At 33.8% G+C, this 23,726-nt stretch carries 20 protein-coding genes; 12 read left to right on the forward strand and 8 right to left on the reverse strand.

Features of this window, described 5'->3' with window-relative positions; translation table 11 throughout:
* The first annotated feature begins 263 nt into the window (after window positions 1-263).
* A complete protein-coding gene (locus ACZIYX_RS13190; RefSeq protein ID WP_462682712.1) occupies window positions 264-3,920 on the forward strand; it encodes a reprolysin-like metallopeptidase in 3,657 nt (1,218 codons plus the stop codon).
* A gap of 304 nt (window positions 3,921-4,224) precedes the next feature.
* Here ACZIYX_RS13190 and ACZIYX_RS13195 read toward each other — a convergent pair whose 3' ends face one another.
* From ACZIYX_RS13195 to ACZIYX_RS13210, 4 genes are all read right to left on the reverse strand, one after another.
* Window positions 4,225-4,761: a hypothetical protein gene (locus tag ACZIYX_RS13195; RefSeq protein ID WP_462682713.1), complete on the reverse strand. Its 537-nt coding sequence runs from the start codon at window positions 4,759-4,761 to the stop codon at window positions 4,225-4,227.
* Between the two features lie 116 nt (window positions 4,762-4,877).
* Window positions 4,878-5,576: a lipoyl(octanoyl) transferase LipB gene (lipB, locus tag ACZIYX_RS13200; RefSeq protein ID WP_462682714.1), complete on the reverse strand. Its 699-nt coding sequence runs from the start codon at window positions 5,574-5,576 to the stop codon at window positions 4,878-4,880.
* Window positions 5,577-5,673: 97 nt separating this feature from the next.
* Entirely contained in the window at window positions 5,674-7,245 is a 1,572-nt protein-coding gene (locus ACZIYX_RS13205; RefSeq protein WP_462682715.1) for a S41 family peptidase, read from the reverse strand.
* A gap of 76 nt (window positions 7,246-7,321) precedes the next feature.
* The gene (locus tag ACZIYX_RS13210; protein ID WP_081414525.1) at window positions 7,322-7,477 is read right to left on the reverse strand and encodes a YqaE/Pmp3 family membrane protein; all 156 of its coding nucleotides are present in this window, start codon (window positions 7,475-7,477) and stop codon (window positions 7,322-7,324) included.
* Between the two features lie 249 nt (window positions 7,478-7,726).
* Here ACZIYX_RS13210 and ACZIYX_RS13215 point away from each other — a divergent pair, with 249 nt between their 5' ends.
* The 5 genes from ACZIYX_RS13215 (at window position 7,727) to ACZIYX_RS13235 (ending at window position 13,417) form a co-directional block, all read left to right on the forward strand.
* On the forward strand, window positions 7,727-8,797 hold the full coding sequence (locus ACZIYX_RS13215; RefSeq protein ID WP_462682716.1) for a response regulator transcription factor: 1,071 nt from the start codon (window positions 7,727-7,729) through the stop codon (window positions 8,795-8,797).
* A 97-nt stretch (window positions 8,798-8,894) separates the two neighbouring features.
* Window positions 8,895-9,377 carry a DUF1573 domain-containing protein gene (locus tag ACZIYX_RS13220; RefSeq protein WP_462682717.1) on the forward strand — a complete coding sequence of 161 codons (483 nt, stop codon included), beginning with the start codon at window positions 8,895-8,897 and terminating at the stop codon, window positions 9,375-9,377.
* Between the two features lie 145 nt (window positions 9,378-9,522).
* A complete protein-coding gene (locus ACZIYX_RS13225; RefSeq protein ID WP_462682718.1) occupies window positions 9,523-10,419 on the forward strand; it encodes a thioredoxin family protein in 897 nt (298 codons plus the stop codon).
* Window positions 10,420-10,489: 70 nt separating this feature from the next.
* On the forward strand, window positions 10,490-12,181 hold the full coding sequence (lysS, locus tag ACZIYX_RS13230; protein WP_462682719.1) for a lysine--tRNA ligase: 1,692 nt from the start codon (window positions 10,490-10,492) through the stop codon (window positions 12,179-12,181).
* Between the two features lie 630 nt (window positions 12,182-12,811).
* Window positions 12,812-13,417, forward strand: coding sequence for an SPOR domain-containing protein (locus tag ACZIYX_RS13235; protein ID WP_462682720.1), 606 nt, complete (start codon window positions 12,812-12,814; stop codon window positions 13,415-13,417).
* Window positions 13,418-13,602: 185 nt separating this feature from the next.
* Here the strand turns inward: ACZIYX_RS13235 and ACZIYX_RS13240 are convergent, their stop codons facing one another.
* From ACZIYX_RS13240 to yiaA, 4 genes are read right to left on the reverse strand one after another with little or no spacing between them, the layout of a single operon-like run.
* A complete protein-coding gene (locus ACZIYX_RS13240; RefSeq protein ID WP_462682721.1) occupies window positions 13,603-14,502 on the reverse strand; it encodes a DUF6999 family protein in 900 nt (299 codons plus the stop codon).
* Window positions 14,503-14,518: 16 nt separating this feature from the next.
* Window positions 14,519-16,369, reverse strand: a complete 1,851-nt coding sequence (locus tag ACZIYX_RS13245) for a beta-ketoacyl-ACP synthase III (RefSeq protein ID WP_462682722.1) — start codon at window positions 16,367-16,369, stop codon at window positions 14,519-14,521.
* 4 nt (window positions 16,370-16,373) lie between these two features.
* Window positions 16,374-17,201, reverse strand: a complete 828-nt coding sequence (locus ACZIYX_RS13250; protein WP_462682740.1) for a sterol desaturase family protein — start codon at window positions 17,199-17,201, stop codon at window positions 16,374-16,376.
* A 42-nt stretch (window positions 17,202-17,243) separates the two neighbouring features.
* Complete coding sequence (gene yiaA, locus ACZIYX_RS13255) at window positions 17,244-17,717, reverse strand: inner membrane protein YiaA (protein ID WP_462682723.1); 474 nt, start codon at window positions 17,715-17,717, stop codon at window positions 17,244-17,246.
* Window positions 17,718-17,890: 173 nt separating this feature from the next.
* Between yiaA and ACZIYX_RS13260 the strand changes: the two genes are divergently transcribed.
* The 6 genes from ACZIYX_RS13260 (at window position 17,891) to ACZIYX_RS13285 (ending at window position 23,680) form a co-directional block, all read left to right on the forward strand.
* Window positions 17,891-19,390: a hypothetical protein gene (locus ACZIYX_RS13260; RefSeq protein ID WP_462682724.1), complete on the forward strand. Its 1,500-nt coding sequence runs from the start codon at window positions 17,891-17,893 to the stop codon at window positions 19,388-19,390.
* Window positions 19,391-19,584: 194 nt separating this feature from the next.
* Window positions 19,585-20,271, forward strand: a complete 687-nt coding sequence (aqpZ, locus tag ACZIYX_RS13265) for an aquaporin Z (RefSeq protein ID WP_462682725.1) — start codon at window positions 19,585-19,587, stop codon at window positions 20,269-20,271.
* 325 nt (window positions 20,272-20,596) lie between these two features.
* Window positions 20,597-21,328: a type VI secretion system tube protein TssD gene (gene tssD, locus ACZIYX_RS13270; RefSeq protein ID WP_462682726.1), complete on the forward strand. Its 732-nt coding sequence runs from the start codon at window positions 20,597-20,599 to the stop codon at window positions 21,326-21,328.
* Complete coding sequence (locus ACZIYX_RS13275; RefSeq protein ID WP_462682727.1) at window positions 21,318-22,469, forward strand: hypothetical protein; 1,152 nt, start codon at window positions 21,318-21,320, stop codon at window positions 22,467-22,469. The genes tssD and ACZIYX_RS13275 overlap by 11 nt, the downstream gene beginning before the upstream one ends.
* 34 nt (window positions 22,470-22,503) lie before the next feature.
* On the forward strand, window positions 22,504-23,325 hold the full coding sequence (locus tag ACZIYX_RS13280) for a hypothetical protein (protein ID WP_462682728.1): 822 nt from the start codon (window positions 22,504-22,506) through the stop codon (window positions 23,323-23,325).
* Between the two features lie 55 nt (window positions 23,326-23,380).
* Entirely contained in the window at window positions 23,381-23,680 is a 300-nt protein-coding gene (locus ACZIYX_RS13285; protein ID WP_462682741.1) for a GIY-YIG nuclease family protein, read from the forward strand.
* The last annotated feature ends 46 nt before the right edge of the window (window positions 23,681-23,726 follow it).

The raw sequence follows: 23,726 nt of genomic DNA on the forward strand, positions 1-23,726 counted from the left end.
TTTTTCCTTTATGAATCTTTTATGCCATTTCATATTAATTTAGCTATACTTAAAGTAATTTGATTGATTAACCATAATTTTTGACGTTAAACAAAATTAACAGAGATGATCTTTGTTAAGTGATAAAAAAAATTAACATTTTATTGTATTTTTGTTAACTGGATTACAACTAAAGAGTTAAATTTAACAATATATATACTAATGTTTAACATTTCAAGTTGTAACCTTATAATAACATATTTTAACACAAACTCAACTCAATTATGAAAACAAGTATTTTTAACAAAATACTGGTACTCGCATTTTTAATGACGAGTATTAGTATTAATGCACAATTATGGAGTCCCATGCCACTTGGGAAATCTCAAACCAAACCTAAAGAGCTTAGAAAAACAACTCCAACTAAGTATCAACTATTTACTTTAAACACCAATGAATTAAATTCTATTTTACAAAGTACCCCATCCAGAACACAACAAAAAAACTCTGGGATTATAATGGAATTACCTACCAGCGAAGGGGTTCTTAAAAAGTTTAGAATTCTAGAAGCTTCTGTTCTGGACAAAGACTTGGCAAATAGATTTCCAAGCATTAAATCTTTTGTTGGTTACGGTATCGATGATCCAACATCTTTTGCCAGATTCAGTTTTTCAAAAGTTGGTCTGCATGCAATGATAACTTCTGGTAATCATTCTACCATTTACATTGATCCATATACAAAAGATAAACAAAGCTATATCTCTTATGCTAAATCAGATTTACCTTCAGATCCCAATAGTTTTGAATGTTTTGTAGAAGAAAGTGTACAATCCAGCTTACCAAACCAAAAAATCAATGCAACTAAAAATGCAAATGATGGTAAATTAAGAACCTTTAGACTTGCGATTGCATGTACAGGAGAGTATTCTCAGTTTCATATAAATAATCAAGGAATTAGTTCTAATGCATCTGATCAAGTAAAGAAAGAAGCTGTACTTTCTGCCATAAATACTACCATGACAAGAGTAAATGGTATTTTCGAAAAAGACTTAGCGTTAACAATGGTTCTTGTAAACAACAATACAGATATCATTTTTCTGGATGCTAACACAGATAATTTAAGTAATAGTAATGCTGGTTCTTTAATAAACGAAAGCCAAACTGTATGCGATAATTATATTGGTTCTGCCAATTATGATATTGGGCATGCTTTTAGTACCGGTGGTGGTGGTTTAGCACAGCTTAGATCTCCTTGCACAAGTTCTAAAGCGAAAGGAATTACAGGACGTAATCGCCCTATAGGAGATCCGTATGATGTGGATTATGTTGCCCATGAAATGGGTCATCAATATGGAGGAAATCACACTCAGAACAATAATTGCAACAGATCCAGCGCATCTGTAGAGCCAGGAAGCGCATCTACTATTATGGGATATGCAGGTATATGTGCTCCTAATGTACAGAATAATAGTGATGCATATTTTCATGCTATAAGTATACAAGAAATGTGGGCAAACATTTCTCAGGGAAGCAGCAGATGTGGTGCGCAAAGCAATACGGGTAATACTGCCCCAACTGCAAATGCAGGGCAAGATTACACTATTCCTGCTTCTACTCCTTTTGTTTTAAAAGGCAGTGGTTCTGACGTTAATTCTGGAAACAATTTAACTTATTGCTGGGAGCAGATGGATGCACAAGTAGCTACTATGCCTCCTGTTGCAACATCTACCAACGGACCAGCTTTTAGATCTGTAAACCCTACTGTATCCCCAGACAGATACATGCCGGCATTACCTACAGTAATTGCAGGGCAAACATCTTCGACCTGGGAGGTAGTTCCTTCTGTAAGCAGAACTATGAATTTTAGACTTACTGTTAGAGATAATGTTGCCGGTGGCGCAAGTACTGCCAGTGATGACACCAAAATAACTGTAGCTGGTGCCGCAGGGCCTTTTGTAGTAAACACCCCTAATAGTAACGTGAGTTGGGCTGCCGGATCCACACAAACGGTTACCTGGGATGTAGCCGGAACAACCGCAAATGGTATTAATGCTGCCAATGTAGATATTTTACTATCTACCGATGGAGGAAATACATATCCTGTAACAATTGCCTCTGCTGTTGCTAATGACGGATCTCAAAGTATAACTGTACCAAACGCTGCAGGAACACAAAACAGAATTATGGTTAGAGGTTCTGGTCATATTTTCTATGATATTTCTAATGCCAACTTTACCATTACAGGAAGTACTGGTGGAGACACGCAAGCACCATCAGCTCCTGCTAATCTTACTGCATCTAATGTAACACAAAACTCTGTAGACTTAAGTTGGAATGCATCTACAGATAATGTAGGAGTTACCGGATATGATGTATACCAAGGAAACACAGTAATCACTACAGTTACCGGTACTTCTTATCAAGTTACTGGTTTAACTTCTGATACATCTTATAACTTTAGCATAAAAGCTAAAGATGCTGCAGGCAATGTATCTGCTGCCAGTAATGTTGTAAATGTTACTACTACATCGCAAACAGATACCCAAGCGCCAACCGCACCAACTGGTTTAGCCGCATCTAACACAACACAAACAACTACAGATCTTAGCTGGAATGCTTCTACAGATAATGTAGGAGTAAGCGGATACGATGTATACAGAGGGACAACTGTAATTACTACCGTTACCACTACTTCTTATCAAGTTACTGGTTTGTCTCCAAATACTGCATACACTTTTAGCGTAAAAGCCAAAGATGCTGCAGGTAATGTATCTAATGCTAGTAATACTGTAAATATTACCACATTACCATCTTCTGGCGGCAATTCCTGTACGGCAGATGTATCTTCTTTTCCTTATACTGAAGGCTTTGAAAACACTCTTGGTGCCTGGACACAAGATACTACCGATGATTTTAACTGGACTGTAGATGCAAATGGAACCCCATCAAACAATACAGGTCCTGCAAGTGCTGCAGAAGGGACGTACTATGTATATATGGAGTCTTCTTCTCCTAATTTCCCAACAAAAAGAGCCATATTAAATTCTCCTTGTTTTGATTTAAATAATCTAACAGCTGCTAACTTTACATTTCAATATCACATGTACGGTGCTGCAAGCATGGGAAGCTTAGCTTTGGAAGCCAGTACAGACAATGGTGCAACATGGACCTCTTTATGGTCAAAATCAGGAAATCAGGGAAATTCCTGGGCATCTGAAAATATAGATTTAAAAGCATATACAGGAGCAACTGTAAAGCTACGTTTTAACGGGGTTACAGGCAGTACTTGGCAAGGAGATATAGCAATAGACAATGTACGCCTTACTGAAGGCGGTGGTGGATCACCGACTTGTACAGATGTTGTATTGACTCTTACTTTTGATAACTACCCGGAAGAAACAAGCTGGCAAATTACCAACAGCAATAATCAAGTAGTAGCATCGGGAGGAACATACGGTACGCAACCAGATGGATCGACAATTACTATTACAGAATGTTTAGATCCTGGTACTTATACTTTTACACTTAAGGACAGTTACGGTGATGGTATTTGCTGTTCTTATGGTAACGGATCTTACACACTTGTATCTGAGGGCACAACTATAGCATCCGGAGCGTCTTTTGGAACATCTGAAGCTACAACTTTTACTATTGGAAATCCTCTTTCCAGATCTATGGTGATTGTAGATAAAACTATCACTACAGCTCCTGTACAAGTATCTTTATTTCCTAATCCGGTAGGAAATGAAAATATTTTAAACGTAATCTCTAAAAAAGACACTCCATATCAAGTTGTTAACCTGCTTGGAAAAATTATCATGAGTGGTAAGCTAACTTCTAAAACAATTAATACAGCTTCATTACCATCGGGATTATATATTTTAAAGCTTAATCCGGAAGGAGAAGGTAAATACAAATCTTTTCAATTTGTAAAAGAATAAATAGTATTTAATAATTAAAATATAAATGAGCGGTACATGAAAATGTACCGCTTGTTTTTTAAAGCTATTATTTTGTCTGTACACCTTATTATGATATGCCTGATAAAAAATAATTTCTCAATAATATATTAAGTTATGAATATGCAATACAAAAGAATTAGCTATTTTTTTAGTATGCAAAGAAGAAAAAAATCAGCATAGCATCTTGTACTAAGATAATCCTAAGTATAGCTATGGTTAGTCTTTATTTTGAAGGATATTCGAAAAAGAGAATTTTATCGTGATAAATAAAGTGTAATCGGTATTAAATCTTTATTATCTCTTTAATCCGATTTATTTTATGAGAAACATCATTTAATTTGAAAGATAAATCAATGTCAATAGTGTTTTTTGATCCATCAATATTCAAATTACCTTCCTCAATTTTATAATATCCTGCTTCACCCCTGCAGAAACAATGTTTCCCAAAAATTAAGTTTGCTTGTTTTAGCTGTTCTCCGCTAATATTAAGAGTTTTAATATCTTTATCTATTTCAAAATGTATAGTTTCAGAATAATCCCCATCAACAGTACCCTCTGGCCCTTTAATTAAAAACTCAAAGACTACTACTATTTTTTCTCCTTTTTCAATAATAGGATAGTAGGTGTTTACGGTATCCTGTTTAAGTAGTATAGATGCATTTTTATGTAGTTTTATACTACATTCCCCGGTTTCAGGGCAGTATTCTTCATTTTTTTCAATTTTTGAAGTTACCGGAACAATACTTAAGCTATTAGGTATCGCACAAGTTTTACAAGCTCCTGAAAGAATTAGATAACTAAGTAGAATATATGTTTTCATCTATGGGCATATTAAATTTAACTAAACTCTCTATACCTTAAGAATAGAGGATTTATACATAAAACCTATTATTTCCTTTTTTAGTATGAAAACGAATACGATAAATAACAAACTTATTATACAAACTCTGCCTCAAAAAGTGTCGTAAAATGCTTTAATAGTTTTTTCTTCACTTCTTCTTCATTTACTTTTTCCAGCCCCAATTCTACATGAAGCGAGGTAACTGCTTTTCCTTTTATTCCACACGGGATAATGTGGTCAAAATATCCCAAGTCGGCATTTACATTTAATGCAAAGCCGTGCATTGTTACCCAACGACTGGCACGAACTCCCATAGCACAAATTTTACGCGCAAACGGGGTCCCTGCATCTAACCATACTCCTGTTTCCCCTTCGCTTCTGGTTGCGCTAATATCATATTCTGCCAAAGTAAGAATCACCATCTCTTCTAAAAAACGTAAATACTTATGTATATCTGTAAAGAAATTATCGAGATCCAGAATTGGATATCCTACAATTTGTCCCGGACCATGATAGGTAATATCCCCTCCTCTATTAATTTTATAAAAAGTAACTTCTTTTTCTTTAAGCTGTTCTTCAGACAACAAAAGATTATCAATATCCCCACTTTTGCCTAATGTATATACATGCGGGTGTTCTACAAAGAGAAAGTAATTAGGTGTTTCTAAACCTGCATCTTCTCTTCGGTTTTTAATTTTTATATCCAAAATACCATTAAAAAGATCTTCCTGATGCTCCCAGGTTTCCTTAAAATCTTTATTACCAATATCCTGAAATTGAATTTTTTTATTCATAACTATATAAAAAGTGGTAAAGATACAAGGATAAAAAAGAGTAAACAATGCCCTTCTTCTATTTTAAAAAACACTTTATGGATTACAGTACATATTTTCAACTTCCAGTTTTTACATTTTGTAGTACCCAATCTAATTCTTCATCTTTATCCTTTTCAGATTGAATATACACATCTGGCAGAATACCAAATCCATCTGGTTGTACTGTATGGGGTGCATTTATTTTCATAAGACCAAAGCGCATATTTATTTTAGAATTAGGAAGCTCTAGTATAGTAAACAAACCCGCAATAGTGCCATTATATGCCCCACCTGTTTCTTCTCCTATAAATATGGCTCGTTTGGTTGCTTTTAAATGTGTAGATAAAATACTACTTGCAGAAAAGCTTTCTCCGTTTATTAAGACATAAATCTTACCAGTATAGGCATTAGGTTTTGGGGCTCGGGGTTTACTATATTTGAATTTAAAATAAGGAGCCCCTTCTATTTTTTTAACTTTAAACAGTTGATATGTTGCCAATAAAGGAGAGAACAATACCGCTCCGCTTTTTGCTATCCAGGATTTTGTATGAAACAAGGGATACAAAAAGCTCATGCGTTTAGTCATCTTGGCTTTTTCTATAAATACATATTCTTTATCTGTTACATACGAGTAGAGTTCATCAATTTCAGATAGTCTTCCTCCTAGATTACCTCTTAAATCAAGTATCAGGTTTTGGCATTTTGCAGAATCTATTTTTGAAAAACTTTCTTCATAAAAATCTTTATAATTCCCTTTGGTAAAGCTTCTAATTTTCATATAAGCAACAGTAGCGGTAGTATCTGATGTTATAAACTCAAAATTTCTGTTATACTCTTTTTTAAAAGAATCATAACCATATTTATCTTGATTTTTACGAATTTGCTTGTTCTTTTTTCTGGCTATTTGTCTATCCAGCTTACTTATTTTTTGTTTTGGAACCGTAGCTGTATCTTTTTTTAAAACCTCATTTTCCTTACTGTAACTAGGATATATATAACGAGAGTAAATACTATCCCCGGTTTTTAAAGTCACCAATAAACTATCTTTTTGTTCATGGGTTCTGGCATATAAAGAGCCAAAATTAGAACTGGTATATTTAGGAATAAAAGTAGTATTATACCCGTCTCCCGTATAAAGTTTTTTAAAAGAAGTTAGTAAGTCATTTGTTTTTTCGTTATCTACACTCAATACCTCAGATCCTGCTATCAAAGTACTATCCTTACCATAGTTTTTCTTAATAAAAACCTTATCTCCCTCTCCTTCAAAAGCCAGAGGTTTAAACTCATAGCTTCTTTTACCTTTTGCTTTTTTCTCTTTTTTTGATTGCCTTTTTCTGGGAGAATAAATAGCGGTATGTCCCTGTCGTATACTTGCCACTACAGGAGCCAAGCGTTTGTAAAATTCAATGCTGGAAATAGGGGCTTTTATACTCTGTTTTAAAGTACTTATCTTTTTATCCAGAGAGTCTTTACTTATATACCAGTATAAATCCGGATGAAGTCTCTGCAATTTATGGTGCGTAAAATCAATATCTTCTTGTATTTCTTCAATACTGTGCAACTTGCTTATTTGCTCATTATATTTTTTTGTAGAGGAGCACCCTAATAATAAGATTACCAATGCACACATAAGGAATTTTCTAACCATAAGAAATTGATTTTTATAACCCCCTGCTAAATCCGTGCCATGTTAAAAACAGGTGTACAATTATGTAGATTTTTCTTTATTTTGGATTATTAAGGATAACCAATGCTGCTATAACTCCTGGCACCCAACCACAAATAGTTAATAACAATACTATTAAAACAGAACCACAGCCTTTATCTAAAACCGCTAATGGTGGAAAAAAAATAGCTAATAAAACTCTCCAAATACTCATCCCTTTTGTGTAAAATAAATTAAAGATTATATCTATATGTATACAACAATTATATTATGTTACAATATCATACCTTTTTAACTTTGAAACAGGACTAATAAATTATTTCTTTTCATCTATTCTTCATTAAAAAACATAACCATAACTATAGCTATGCTTGATACCAGATCAAGTCTGATACAAGCTTTTTGCCTTGAATACTTAAAAAATAAACTCAATTTCTATATTTTTAACTAGTTTTACGAATATATGAAATTACAACACCTTATTATTTCTCTATTACTATTAGCTTGCCCGAGAATAGTATTTGCACAGTATCAGTTTTCTGGATATACAGATAAAAAAAACTGGTCGGGAGATATTTATTTATCTATGATAGAGGACTACAGAAAATTATCCGGAGTTTATCCGGAACAAATCATTCAAAAAACAACAAGCGACTCTGTTGGGTATTTTAGTTTTTCGGGAGATAATCTCCCTTTACAGAACCAGATGTATCGAATTCATATAGAAAATTGTACAGAAAACAATAAAAAAACTGTTCATTTTAACGGGTTTTGCCCGAACAGTAAAGAAATTCTTTTTATTGCCAATAATAACGATACACTTGCTTTACCTTTTTCTTTTGATAATGAAATGTTTTGCGAAATTATTTCTAACAATGAAAAAAGTAATGCTTTTATACGAGTGGATTCTATCATAGATGAGATGCGTTTTGCTTTTGCTTCGTATAGAAGCGAAACTAACCGAAAAATAAATTCTAAAAAATGGTTTACTACTTTACAACAATTTGCAGAAAAGCAAAATGAACCCTTGACAGAACTTTATGTGTATACATTTTTATCCGAAAAAGCAAACAACCTGTATTCAAATTATCTCGAAGATTTACAACAAAATGTATATTATGATAATTTATTAAACCGGTTACAAAAAAAATATCCAAACAGTACTTATACCAAGCAATATGAAGCAGAGTTAGCTTCGGATAAATTTTTAATCAATCCAAAACAAGCATCTTCACAAAAAAACTGGATTATATTTCTATTGCTATTATTAGGCATTTCCATTACATACAATATATTTCAGGTAATTACCTATCGCAAAAAACAAGGTGTATCATATACTATTGGCAAAAATCTTACTCAACAAGAACAAAAAGTTTTGGATCTTATTTTGGAGGATAAGACAAATAAAGAGATTGCTTCTTCGATTTTTGTAAGTGTTAGCACCATAAAAACCCATATAAACAATCTATATAAAAAATTAGATGTTAGCTCCAGAGATGAAGTTAAAACCCTGTACAACAACAATAAAAAATAATTCCACCTGGGTTCTAGTCCCCTTTTCGACCCCAATTTTATAGATTTTACCGACCTATATTTTGATTTTTGAAACTCTAATTCAAAAACAAAACAAAATGAAAAATTCTATTTTAATTCTAACAAGTGTATTTGTATTATCTTTTATATCTTGTAAAGACACAGATACTAAAAACACAGCTCTTAACACCTCTGAAATTACTGCAAGTAAAAACACAATACCTGCAAATTTTCCTGTTATGACTTTTACAGAAATCTCTTATGATTTTGGCACAATCAACGAAGGAGACATTGTAGAGCATAAATTTACTTTTACTAATACAGGTACTTCTCCTTTAGTCATTATTAGTGCAAAAGGAAGCTGCGGGTGTACTGTTTCTAAATGGCCCAAAGAACCTGTATCTCCTGGCGCAACAGCAGAATTACTGGTTACATTTAACTCTAATGGCAAGCCAAACATGCAAACCAAGCAAGTTACCATAACCGCTAACACTCAAAATGGTACCGAAACCCTTAAAATAAAAGCCATGGTTACTCCTAAAACAAAGGTAAATACGAGTGGCACACCTATCAGCAAGTAAAAAACCTATCCTACTCATCTTTTAGAAAATACTACCAACAACCAGATAGAAAGTTCGCCAGGCATGTTTTTTAAAACATATATTTTGTTTTCAAAAGCATGCCTTGAGGAACTTATGTCTTTATCATAAATATAAAACTTATACAATGAAAACAATTCTATACCTTACTATATTCCTTATTTTATATGCAAGCACGCTCTATTCTCAATCTTTTAATCTTGAGGTTAAAGAAGGAACAAGCCCTCCTGTGCTTTTAGGAAAAATAAATAAATCCGCACTTGTACAAGAGCCATATCAAGAATGGTTTTTAAAAAACTATGAAGAGTACACCCCAGAACCAAGCAAAATTGATTCTTTAAAATCTTTATTAAACAACTATACTATCACTCTTTTTATGGGCACATGGTGTGGAGATAGCAAACGAGAAGTACCTCGTTTTTATAAAGTTCTTGAAAAAAGTAATTTCTTATTAGATCGATTAACCACTATAGCTGTAGACCGAAACGAGGAAACTTACAAGCAAAGTCCTGGAGGAGAACACGAAGGGCTTACCATTCACAGAGTACCTACTTTTATTTTTTATAAAAACGGTAGAGAAGTTAATCGTATTGTAGAATCTCCTGTGCAAACTATAGAAGAAGATATTCTTTCTTTACTTACCAAAAACTATACTCCAAAATATAGTTCGGTAATTTTAATGAATGAGATACTGGTTGAAAAAGGAATTTCGTATATCTCTAAAAACACCAAAAAGCTTATAAAACAATTTAAGGGCAAAACAGAAAATTTATACGAATTAAACACCTATGCAAGTGTCCTTTTTTATAATCATAAAAAAGAAGAAGCTATCGAAATATTAAAATTTAATATAGCTCTGTTTCCAAAAGAAGCAAAAACCTATATAAATCTTGCCAACAAATATCTTTATACAAAAGATAATACCAACGCAATCCAATACTACCAAAAATCATTAGAATTTGAAGACAATAAAGAAATACAAGATAAAATTAAAGAATTAAGTGCTACATCTAATCCAGAGTAAAAGTTTTTAAGCAGACTTTTCTTTAAATTCTTCAAATAGGCTACTTTTGTGCCTTTAAAATGACGAATTTATGCAACTATCAGAACAAGAACTTGTAAGACGAGAGAAATTAAGCACTTTGCGTAATCTGGGTATCGATCCTTATCCGGCACCTTTATACCCGGTTAACCATACCTCGAAACAGATAAAAAACAAGTTCGAAGATGGCAAAAAAGTCATTATTGCAGGTAGATTAATGTCCAGACGAATACAAGGCAACGCTTCTTTTGCCGAATTACAAGATAGTGACGGACGTATACAAGTTTATTTTAACAGAGATGAAATTTGCCCCGGTGAGGATAAGGTTAAATACAATGAAGTCTATAAAAAACTTTTAGATATAGGAGATTTTATAGGTATTGAAGGAGATCTTTTTACAACCAAAGTAGGAGAAAAAACAGTATTAGTAAAAAACTTTACATTACTTAGTAAATCCCTAAAACCACTTCCTCTTCCTAAAACAGATAAGGAGGGAAATATACATGATGAATTTAATGACCCAGAACTGCGATATCGCCAGCGTTATGCAGATCTTGTAGTTAACCCTAAAGTTAAAGATACTTTTATTAAACGTACACAGATTGTAAACACCATTCGTAATTTTTATAACGAAATGGGGTTTTTAGAGGTAGAAACACCTATTCTGCAACCAATACCGGGTGGCGCAGCTGCACGTCCGTTTATGACACACCATAATGCGTTAGACATCCCATTGTACCTGCGTATCGCCAATGAGCTATATTTAAAACGTTTAATTGTAGGGGGGTTTGATGGAGTATATGAGTTTGCAAAAGACTTTAGAAACGAAGGTATGGATCGCACACATAATCCAGAATTTACCGTAATGGAAATGTATGCCGCATACAAAGATTACCACTGGATGATGGATACTACAGAAAAGCTATTAGAAAAAGTAGCAATGAACCTGCATGGTACTCCTGAAGTGAAATTTGGAGACAATGTTATCAATTATAAAGCACCTTACAAACGTATTGGTATTCTGGACGCTATTAAGGAACATACAGGGTACGATTTGTATCAAAAAAGTGAAAACGAAATTCGACAAGCGGCCAAAGCTTTAGGACTTGAGGTGGATGAGACTATGGGCATTGGAAAAATGATAGATGAAATTTTTGGAGAGAAATGTGAAGCAAATTACATTCAACCTACCTTTATTATCGATTACCCTGTAGAAATGAGTCCGCTTACCAAAAAGCACCGCTCTAAAGAAGGACTTACCGAGCGTTTTGAATTAATGGTAAATGGCAAAGAACTTGCTAATGCATATACAGAGCTTAATGATCCTATAGATCAACGAGAACGTTTTGAGGATCAATTACAGTTATCTGAAAAAGGAGATGATGAAGCGATGTTTATAGATCAGGATTTTTTACGTGCATTAGAGTATGGTATGCCTCCAACTTCGGGTATTGGAATAGGTATTGACAGATTAGCAATGTTTATGACAAATAACAAATCTATACAAGAAGTTCTGTTCTTTCCGCAAATGCGACCAGAGAAAAAACAAGTAGAGCTTAATGAAAATGAAAAAGTGATTTTTGACATTCTTAAAAAAGAAAAAAGTTTGGCACTGGCAAATCTTAAAAGTGCAAGTGGGTTAAGCAACAAAGCCTGGGATAAAGGGATGAAAGGACTTTCAAAACTAGGACTGGCAAAAGTTACTAAAACCGAAGAGGATTTGATAGTAGAAATTGCTGAGTAGCTTTACTTAAGAAGAGTTCGATAAAATTAATACCTTCAAGGTTTTTCAAAACCTTGAAGGTATAGAGGTTTTGAAAAACCTTGAAGGTATTAAAATAGAAAACGCAATCCTCTAGATCGCGTTTTCTCCCTTTAAACAATTCAATCAATTCTAATTATACAAAAACTGTATTTTAACAGTAACTATATATCCTTCTTAAACAATAGTATTTATAATACACCATTGAGACTTGGCAGTACCTGCCGTTAATTCTATAATACACAATTTAATTATCGTCTAAATTTACTGTAATAAAATATTCTTTTCTTTTTTAGTAAATACAAATAATTAATATACAACAACTTCTATAAAAACTCACAAGGTATACTTCCAAAAATATATTTTGTTTTAATCATAGAATACAGAGAATTAAACTCCACAATGTGGATTAAAATATTACCCCGTACAAATGTATTTTTGATTTTACAGAATAAGGTTATGTATGGATTAAATAAACCTTAATAATCAACAATTATCCATATCTTTCTGTTTAATTTTAACAATCTTACTTCCTATTTAAATTGCCAAAACACACAAAATGTTGAAGTTTTGCAAGAATCAATTATATTTGAACATCTAAATACATATCCGATGCCTTTTATAACAGACGAAGAATTACAAAATTATAAAGACCAAATAGAAAAAGCCGAAGAGTCTAAACGTACCGCAGATTATGTGCGTACCAAAGCGGTTAAGGACGAGCAGGAAAAATCCAGAAAGTTTAAAACAGCAACCATCATATTAGGTATTCTTGCATTATTAGGAGTTGCCGGAACGGTATATTTTATGAATTTTAATACCCCTGATAATATGGTTACTCAAAAAAAGCACAAGTCTGAGATTACCCAACGGGACAATAAGATAACTGAGTTAACACAAACCATCCAGAATCTTTCTATGAATCAAGAAGTAGGAAACACAAATAACTCAGGCTCTGCAGGTTCTTTAAAAGGAGAAAAAGTATATGCAGTGCAGATTGGAGCTTTTGAGAGCAAAGACTTGTCCCTGTATTCTAAAAACTTTGTGAATTTTAAAGAAATTAAAAGTGAAGGATATAACAAATATGCTTTAGGTAATTTTGAAACTCTGGAAGAAGCCAAAGTTTTTCGAAGAGAAATAGTTCGACTAGGGTTTAAAAGTGCATTTATAGCTTCTTATCAAAATGGAGAACGCATTAAAATTGAAGAAGCCTGGTAAATTTGGATTCTGGATATTTGTTAAAACAAAACATTTCTTTTTTTTATCCAGCAAAGCAGGTTACATAAAATAGTAGTTTACAAAAAAAGTTGTCTGAAAAATTTCAGACAACTTTTTTTTGTAAAACTAATTTACGCTCAAAACTAAACATTTTCTAAAACAGATTTACCATCTGTCTATCACAACTATCCGTTTTTGGGAACCATAATCCCATCACTAGCATTCTTTTTTTTAATGGTAACCAAAATTTCATGCAAGGTTTCTGCCGCCAAACCATGCAATACCAGATTATATGCAGCAGAATATGTGGTTCTAGGTACCATAGGGTGTTTGTTGTTAACTAACCCCAAATGCCCCGGGGTTCCTAATATCTGAGAAACATAAACCGCAATGGTTTCATCTAATTGTAAAGAGTTAGAAGCTCTAACAAAATCATTTGCTGTTAAAAAAAGCTGATAAAAAGGGGTGAAAAGTTCGATAGCAGATCTTAAATCCAGAATATTGGTCCATCTATTCGGGAATTTAATATGATCAAATTGATCTTCAGAAATCATTGTTGTATTTAACTCTTTAACATGGCCAATGATAGCTCCTTTTTCCTTTAACTCCTTGTTTAAATTAATGACAAAATTGAATAAATTAAGGTCGTGATTAAGAAACAAATCATCTTTTACATCCTTAAAATCTTTTGGTTTTAACGGGCTTGTTTTTACGTTAACCCCCTTAATATTTCCTGCTATAAATTGTAAAATTTCGCTCCCTACATGAAAATGCCTAAATATTAACAAATTTGCATTTGGGCTTACAAAATGTTTAAGCCCCCATGCTAAAATAATATGTAAAAATCTGGAAGAGTTAAACAACTTTGGAAAGAAAAATTTTAGTACATGAATAAAAAACATGGTGATTTTTGACCAAAAAACCAGTAATGGTTGTAAATACCTCGCGGATCTGGAATCATTATCCAGCATCAAGGCTCTCTTGGTGGTATCATTAATAGGGATACTATTATCCAGATATAGGGCTAGCCATGGGTTAGGGTCCCTGCTATCGTGTGTTGCTATATTAAATATATCTTTTTTCATCGGTTTACTGTATAGATTAATAATTACCCAACTCTTTTAATTGCATCTCGTATAAAAGTGCTGTTGTTTTTGCGGTTTTTACTATTTTTTTAGCCAAATCGATATGCATTAAAGGATGGTTTAGTGCTTTTTCTAAATTTTCGAAATGTTTTTCGTCTGCAATACCATGATATGTAAAAAAAGAAACCTGATCATCCTTTAGACCTAGTTGATCTTTAATCATTGTCCCCCAATATGCAGCAAGCCTTTTACCAATACCTTCTATAATAAACATTGCTCCCAAAAGATCTATAGGATTTGGTTTACTAGCTTGTTGAAACATAAAGGAAGAAAGTGCCTGACTACCAATATTTTTTTCTCCAGAATGTATTTTTGAGATATCCTCTCCAAGGTTTTCAAAGTTTTGTTCTAACATTTGGTAATCTTTATGCTCTGCTGCCGTATGTTTTATAAAAGCAGAACGCAAATCAAATAATTCGATATCAATATTAGAAGCTGCTCGTGATATCCACTGAGACCCATCGATTACTTGCTGCCGTAAATCTGTTAAAAGTAATTTGTAGTCTTCTAATCGCAATGTTTTATGATGTATCTTTTCTACAATGGGCACTTTTAACAAATTACTTTCAAAATCTATCCAAACCCTGGAGAGGTTTCTAACCAACCATTGCGATACCTCATCAGAATTGATGTTTAATCCCGGGGCTTCAATTTTTCTAATCGGATATCCTTCGTGGATTTTATCATGTTTGCCTACAACGGTAAGCTTCATAAACGAGGTGATAAACCGACCACTTTCAGGAACCATACACAGTATAGATTGTCCTTCTTTTAATTTGCCGGAATACATTAGCTCTTCTAATATTATAAATATAGATGCTGCCCCTGTATTTCCTTTACTGGTAAGGTTACTAAACCATTTTTCTTCCGGAATTTCTCCACCCCCTTTTTCCATAAGGTCTTTAATAGGTTTTTTAAAATATTCTGAAGAGTAATGACAACATAACCAATCAATATCCTTTGGGGCAATCATTCCTTTATCAATTAGTTCAAAATAGTGCCCAACCCCTGTTTGTACAACTTTATTAAGTAATCTAACATCTTGTTTCAGGTTTATAGCCCCTGCCTTTGATGCCGATTCATAATCCGGGTAATCCAACCAAGTTTGTTCAGATTCATTTTTATTATCATTTTTGCCCGTGTACATACATACAGGAAAAGTATTAGCGTGTGACTTAATATCTATCCATTCTATCTTTAAAGATATCCCTTTTGTACTCTTTTTATTTTCGAGTACCAATGCCCCTGCCCCATCCGATAACATCCACCTTAAAAATTCTGTGTCAAAAGGAACGGATTTCATCTTTTGAGCTTCAAATCTGGAAGCTTTAAACAGCCTGCTGGCAAATTCGCTTCCTACACAAACTGCATTTTGTTTTTCCCCTCCTTTTATTTGCACATACGCATTTTTTAAGGCCATCATACTACTGGCACATACACTTTGAAAACTTGCTACTTCGCAAGTTCCCCAATCCAACCCACCATGTACCATACTCGCAAATCCAGGAACGGGCAAATCTCCTTGAGTCGTTCCTGCAGATAATAATTCTATCTCTTTATTACTAAGCGTGCTTTTGCTCATAGCCTGTTCGATAGCTCTTACTGCCAGTTGTGCATTAGAGTGTGTGCTTTCTTGCTTCATGTTCATGGCAAAATAGCGCTGTTTAATTCCGTTTTGCTTTAAAATACGTTCCTTTACGGCACTTTTTTGCCCGTTAATCTTCCCTAAATACTCTTCTATTTTATCATTCGATATTGGTTTGTTTGGCAAATAGATACCAGAACTTGTTATATATACATTTTTCATCTGTTTATTTTTTTGATTGCCACCGATGGCTTATTTTATTACTTAATTTATCTAAGATATGTGATGCAAATCCATAACTTTTTTTAAACTCACTGTGATGTGCATTGTGTCGGGTACCAAATAATTTCCAGTCTGCCCCATTGCCTTTTCCAAACCTGTAATTACAATGTCCCGAATAGTTTAACAATATGCTTATCAAAGGGTATAAAAAAATTGCTATAGATGAAAATGGTACAAACGGAAGTATGGTAACCGGAACCGTACTTAACAGTAAAGCTTCAAACCAATGAAAACTAAATACAGAATATACTGTTGGGACTATAGATTTATGATGGATTTTATGCACAGTCTTCATAAAAAATGGAATATGCATTATTCGATGTACCACAAAAAAGTGGATCTCGTTCCATAAAGTTAGCAATAGTATACCTAATAAAGTATTCAACAAAGTATCCGGAAGCAACACTATACTATTTGACCTTATCAAATACACTATTGGCAGTACCGAAAACCCAAAAATAAAAATCGACTTCAGAGAATGTACCTTCTCCATTTTCATTTGTTTTTTTGTAGCTTTCTCTTTACGGATTTTATAAACCATCCCTTTACTTGCTAGCCATATACATGCTCTGTTAAACACAGGTGCTATACCATAATACAAAGCAAAAAAATAGAAAAAAGTAAGCCAATAAAGCTGCGCATAGGAATATTCAAAAATAATGGCATGAATCATTTTTGTTATCATTTCTTCATCTTTTACATTAATCTTTACCGGGTATATCAATAGTTTTAAAAAGGCAACCGCAACTTTACGGCTGCCTTTTCTAATCATCAAAACAAGAGACCTCAAGCCCCCTCAGGTCCCTTCTTTTGATTACTTTTTACTGTTTTCGATAAATTTTTTGTCTCTGGTGTTCTTTTGCACTGCAATAGCAGCAAATAAGCTTAAGGCAAACGACATTCCGTAAAATCCTTTTTCACTAAGTTCCAGATCTGCGTTCCATAAACCAATAATTAACAGCAAGATGGAAGTAAGTGTGGTAAACCAGCTAATACCATAATACATATCGGTAACGGGTATATCCTCTAATCTGTCTCGCACACTTTTTTGTACAGATACTGCAGAGAATAATCCAAATAGCAGGATAGTAAAATAGTATCCTTTTTCGTTAAGAGCCATCCCTGCATTCCATAACCCGGTACAATACGATATCATCCCTATAAAAAGTGCTGCCCAGGATGCTGATATAAATGCCGGTGTAGGCTTTTGATCGTATACTTTCTTTTCTTTTTTTGTAACATCTTCGATAGTATTCTCAGATACATCTTCATTAAACTTGTAATTCATAATAATTGATTTTGATGATTATTCAATTGTTTATTTTGACAAGACAAATGTGCGATGATCTACTTGGATATAAAATTCTACTTTACAAAAAAACTTACGATATATTTTATACATAAAATCATATTTTTCAATAATTATAGTACTTTTATACACAAAAACTTACTATATAATATATGCTATCTTCTATTATCCAGACCTTATCTAATGAAGAAAAGAGACGCTTTATAGCTTTGTTGCGCCAAAAAAACAAAAGGAATGATACCAAAAACATACAGTTGTTTAAACTTTTAGACAGCACTTCTACACATAAAGATTTGGACATCCTTATTTATGGTAAAAAAGCCAAAGGGGCATACCATGCTTTATGCAAAAGGCTACACGATACTTTAATCGATTTTATAGCTTCCAAAAGTTTTGAAGAGGAAACTTCTGAAGAAATGGAAGCTATAAGATTACTAAGGGTAAGTAGAATTTTTTTTGAGCAAAAACAATATAAAATTGCATTTAAAACGATTAAAAAAGCAGAGCAAAAAGCAAAAGATTATGCTCTTTTTAGTATTCTTAACGAAATCTATTATACGCAAATACAATATGCACATCTTAATACTTCTGCCTCTTTAGACACGTTGCTTATTCATTTTAAAAACAATAAAAAATCGTTACAGCAAGAAGAAAACTTAAACTTGTTTTATGCTACAGTACAACATGAGCTTATACAACAAAAAAAAGGTATAGTGCCTATTATCAAAAATACCTTATTAAAATTTGGGTTATCCATCACACAGGACCTTACCTTTAGGTCCTTGTTTAAAATATTAGAGATTACCAACAAAACGGCTTATGTTACCAGAGATTATCATACTGTTTTGCCATTTGTAGAAGAGACTTATAAACAGATCGAAAATAAAGAAAGCCTGATAGACAAACACCTGTTTTATCACATTCAGATCTTGTACTATGTAGCCAATTCTTATTTTAGAAATAAAGATTTTAAAACCTCTATACTCTATTTGCAGGCTATGCAAGAGCAAATGCAAAAACACGGGCAAAAATACCATCAGCAATTCTACCCACAATACATTCTTTTACAATCCCTTAACCTTAATTATACAGGTGAAGCAAAAAAAGCTATTACCATGTTAGAGGTTTTTGATTATGAAAACTATAAAGATCAGATTTCTTATATTTTAGACCTTAAATTAGGTCTTATTGTATTCTATTTTCAGCAGCAACAATTTAAAAAAGCCCTAAACACTATTAATGATTTTTACCATAGTGATATCTGGTATACCGAAAAAGCAGGTATTGCGTGGGTAATAAAAAAAAACCTGATAGAAATCCTGTTACATATCGAGCTGGATCATATCGAGGTGGTAGAATCCAGAATTGCCGGTTTTAAGAAAAAACATGGATTGTATTTAAAGAATAATGAAGATACGCGGGTACTTTCTTTTTTAAAACTAGCCACTACCTGTTATAACAAACCAGAGATAGCCACTACCGGTACTTTTAAAGACAAAGTACTACAAACACTTACTACCCAAACATCACAAAAAGAAGATATTTTTGACATGAGTTTTTATGCCTGGATAAAATCTAAAATACTGAATACAGATCTCTACAAAACTACTCTGGATCTGGTAAGCATTAATTCGGCAAAGGGACTTACATAACAAAAAGGATTATATCCCGTACATAGTATGTACAGGTCGATTGCAGATATATAGTTTTTTTTATTTAGTATACGGATTACCATAAAAATATTAAAAAAGGGACACGTAAATTAGCAGTAGTAAAACAAAATATTCTTACTTTAGTAATTAGCATACCCACCATTATTAACAATAAACTATATTAAGTAACTAACATGAAAAAATTAATTGCAGAATTTATCGGAACCTTATGGTTGGTATTAGGAGGATGTGGAAGCGCTGTACTGGCAGCGGCATATCCCGAATTAGGAATCGGATTTGCAGGCGTATCACTCGCCTTTGGTCTAACTGTGGTAACTATGGCGTATGCTATCGGGCACATTTCGGGTTGCCACCTTAATCCGGCAGTATCTATAGGCTTATGGATAGGCGGGCGTTTTGATAAAAACGAACTCCTGCCTTATATTGCTGCTCAAGTACTTGGTGGTATTGCCGGTGCAGGGATATTATATCTTATCGCTACCGGAAAATCTGGGTTTGAAGTTGGCGGATTTGCTGCCAATGGATATGCAGAACACTCCCCGGGAGGCTATAGTATGCTATCGGCTCTGGTAACAGAAATAGTAATGACCTTTATGTTTTTGATCATCATTTTGGGCGCAACGCACTCTAAAGCACCAAAAGGATTTGCAGGATTGGCAATAGGATTAGGTTTAACCCTTATACATTTAATAAGTATACCAGTAACCAATACCTCTGTAAACCCGGCAAGAAGCACAAGCCAAGCAATATTTGCAGGTGGTTGGGCAATAGAGCAACTATGGCTATTTTGGGTTGCACCAATTATAGGAGCAATCTTTGCAGGGCTTATCTACAAATTTATCTCACCAGAAAACGACTAAAAACAAACCAGATTTAATCCATCTTGGTATCGTTTATACTAATATAACCCTCGTATTGTAGTAGATAATACTACGACGATACGTAAACATAAAAAATACGAAAACCAAAAAAAGGGAATTGGAACGACCTCTCTATCTAAATTATAGGATAGAGGGGTTTTGTTTTTATTAAACATCGATGTATTCAATACCTAATAAAAACTGTCCCTAAACCTTACACATTCATTAACATTAAAAAAATTAAGAAAATAAAAGATTTACTAATTTAGCTACTAAGCAATTAAACCAAAATAATTGCTAACCCTTAAAACCTAAAATCTAACCAATGACCGTAGCCAAATTATTCGTTTTGGGAACTGTTCGTGAATTATTATGGACAAATTTAGAGTATCATAGATTTTTAAATCCTAAAACGGGTCGCTGTGGCGAAATCCCAATGGGAGGGTTTATCACTGTAATCTTTGCTTCCGGCTGGGAAGACGACAGACTACTGCGTTGGATCACCCATAGCCCAAAAGGGAAACTCTGCACCTTAACCCAAGGCAAAATCGTATTTTACCAAGGCGATTTTGATGGTGTTGTCCTTTTTGAATACAAATTTAACGATGCTGCCTTAACCTACTGGAAAGAAACATTTACCGCTGTGGGAGAAGAACCCATGACCATTACCATGACTATTTCTGCCGCCATACAACAAGTAAAAGGAGTAACTTTAGTAAAACCTTGGCAAGAAAGCTGGATTACACCAAGTGATCAAATGCCATATCAAGCTGTAGAAGCCAAGGATAAGCAACCCCGCGTGGTAAGGCAATATATTACAGACCGTGAAGATGTTGCTCTGGATAAATACAACCGCGGACACGAAATATACAACGTACTCGAAACCGAAAATATGAACAACGAGACCGTGGATATAGATCTCTCACAATTTAAAGTACCACTTTTGTATCAAGGAGAACGGTTACAGGACAATATCCTCAAAAATTATACAACACGTACCTATAAGGAAAAAATCCCATTACAAGTAATCCCGGAAGATCACCAAGATGAGCAATAACTACAAAGATCAATATGGCAAGAACACCATAAAGATCATCCACAAAGGCAAGGTGGTAAGCCAGGCAGACATGAAGGTGCAATTGGGCGGCGGTGATGTGATCGACAAACCCGTACAGTCCAATATTACTTCTGTAGACGAAAGTGGTAAAACATTATTAAGTGTTCATCACCAAGCCATATTGGTTGGTGATCGAATCGCTCAAATAAAACGTTCTACTGCTGCCAAAGTAAACGATGACGGGACCATCTCTATAACACAATATAAATCCGAAATTTCATCTAGCGGAGAAGAAGTATATTACTATGATAATTCGATTGGTGGTTTTAGGGGGAGTTTAGGGCAAGCAAAGATAGCTTTTCCCAACGTAGATTTTGCAGGATTAAAACTACCCAACGATGTAGTAGATCGCAGCAATCCAGAATTTGCCAATATGCAGTATGTTTCCTCTGATGATCTGGTAAAATGGAAACAAGTAGGACGCTATGATGCAGAACAGAACGGGGGAAAGCCAACCACTTGGGAGGCTTGGGCAGATAACGTACAAACAGCTTTAGACATTGCCGGTCTTTTTCCGGGACTTGGTGAAATTGCCGATTGTATAAATGGTTGCATATCTTTGGCACGTGGTAATTATGGCGATGCAGCATTAAGCATTGCATCGGCAATACCTTTTGTAGGGGCAGGGGTGGCTGCATTAAAAATTGCCAAAAAAGCAGAAAAAGTAATTGATAAAGGAGAGGGTGTTTATGACTTAATAATTAAAACCCAAGATGATCTTGCGCAAGCTTATGTAGGACAATCTAAAAAAGTAACAAAACGCTTAAAAGAACATTCAGGCAATAAAGGCTTCTTAAAAGAGGCAAAAGAAATCTTGCACGGAACCATCCATAAAATGCCAGGGTCTACCAAAAAGGAACGAGAAATCTATGAGCAGTTTATTATATTGCAAAAATATGGAGGCGACCTCACTAAAAAAGGAGGTAATAAATTCTACCAGCTATTAAATAAAGTCAATCCTGTTGGTGGTAGATACAATTTAAGAACGGATGCAGGAGTAGAAGCATTAAAAAAAAGAGCAAGAGAAATTGCAAAAGAACACAACTTACCAACGGAATTTGAACCAGTAATTTTAAATTAATATGTACCTATCAGGATTAAATGAGCCAGTTTTAATGATCAAACCAGATTCAGATTTAGATAATGTAAATCCTGAATATCTAGAAAAAGAATATACTGTTAGGCTTTCGGGCAGTAATTATAGCAATTCTTTTCTTGAAAACTTTGTAAAAGTTTTCAAGAAAACTAAACATTTAGATATTGGAATGAAAACAGGAGGGGATTTTGATAATTCATTTATTTATAATCTTCCTAAATTAGAAGGTATTGTAATTTCATTATTCAGGGACACCGATTTCATATTAGATTGTGCTAAACTACCAAAATCGCTGTACTCACTTAATTTAAGTGTTTGGTCTAAAAAACATATTATTAATATAGAAGCATTAAACAATACCGATTTAAAGGTTTTGTACATTTCAGAATTTGATGAAAAAGATTTGACCAAATTATCTACTCTCACAAACTTGACAGGTTTAGGTATTACACGGTCTAAAATTAAATCCTTAAAAGGTATCGAAACTCTTACAAATCTAGACTGGTTGTCATTAGGTGCAGTAAGAAGCCTTACGGATCTCTCGGATATAACTACACTTCAAAAATTAGAAGAATTAGAAATTAATATTTGTTGGAAATTAGAGGACTTTTCCCCTATCGGGAGTTTGCAAAAATTAAAACGATTAAGGTTAATAGATTGTAAGAAATTAGCAAGCATCCAATTTGTAAAGGATATGCCCAACTTAAAGTATCTTTCTGCAATGGGATCTACCGTCATCAATGACTACGATACCACCCCTGCCGAACACATACCTGTGTTTTTTGGTAGCATTGATAAACGGTACAATAAACAATACCCCGAAAAAGAGATACGGGAATAAAGCTGGAGGATTTGTAAACTTCAGCAACTACTTGCGGTCTTACTAGGCATATAGCCTGCAAACCGGGCTAAACAATAAGGGGGTTTATGATTTGATCCTTAAAAATGGGGAAGATGTAAAAGGGTATATTGGTCAATCTGAAAACGTAGTTACCAGAATAAGAAGCCATTTTGGAAAAAGAGGTAAACTAAATAAGGTCACTAAAGTAGGTAATGAGATTTTATATAAAATGCCAGGCTCTACAAAAGAACAACGTGAAGTTTACGAACAATATGTTATTTTGAAGAAATATAGGGTTGATTGGAAAAGAATAGGTGATTTAATGAACAAGGTAAATCCTGCAATAGTCAAGTAAATAAACTCTCTCCTTAAAATATACACATTCGTTAACATTAAAAAAA

It is taken from the genome of Aquimarina sp., assembly GCF_977115655.1.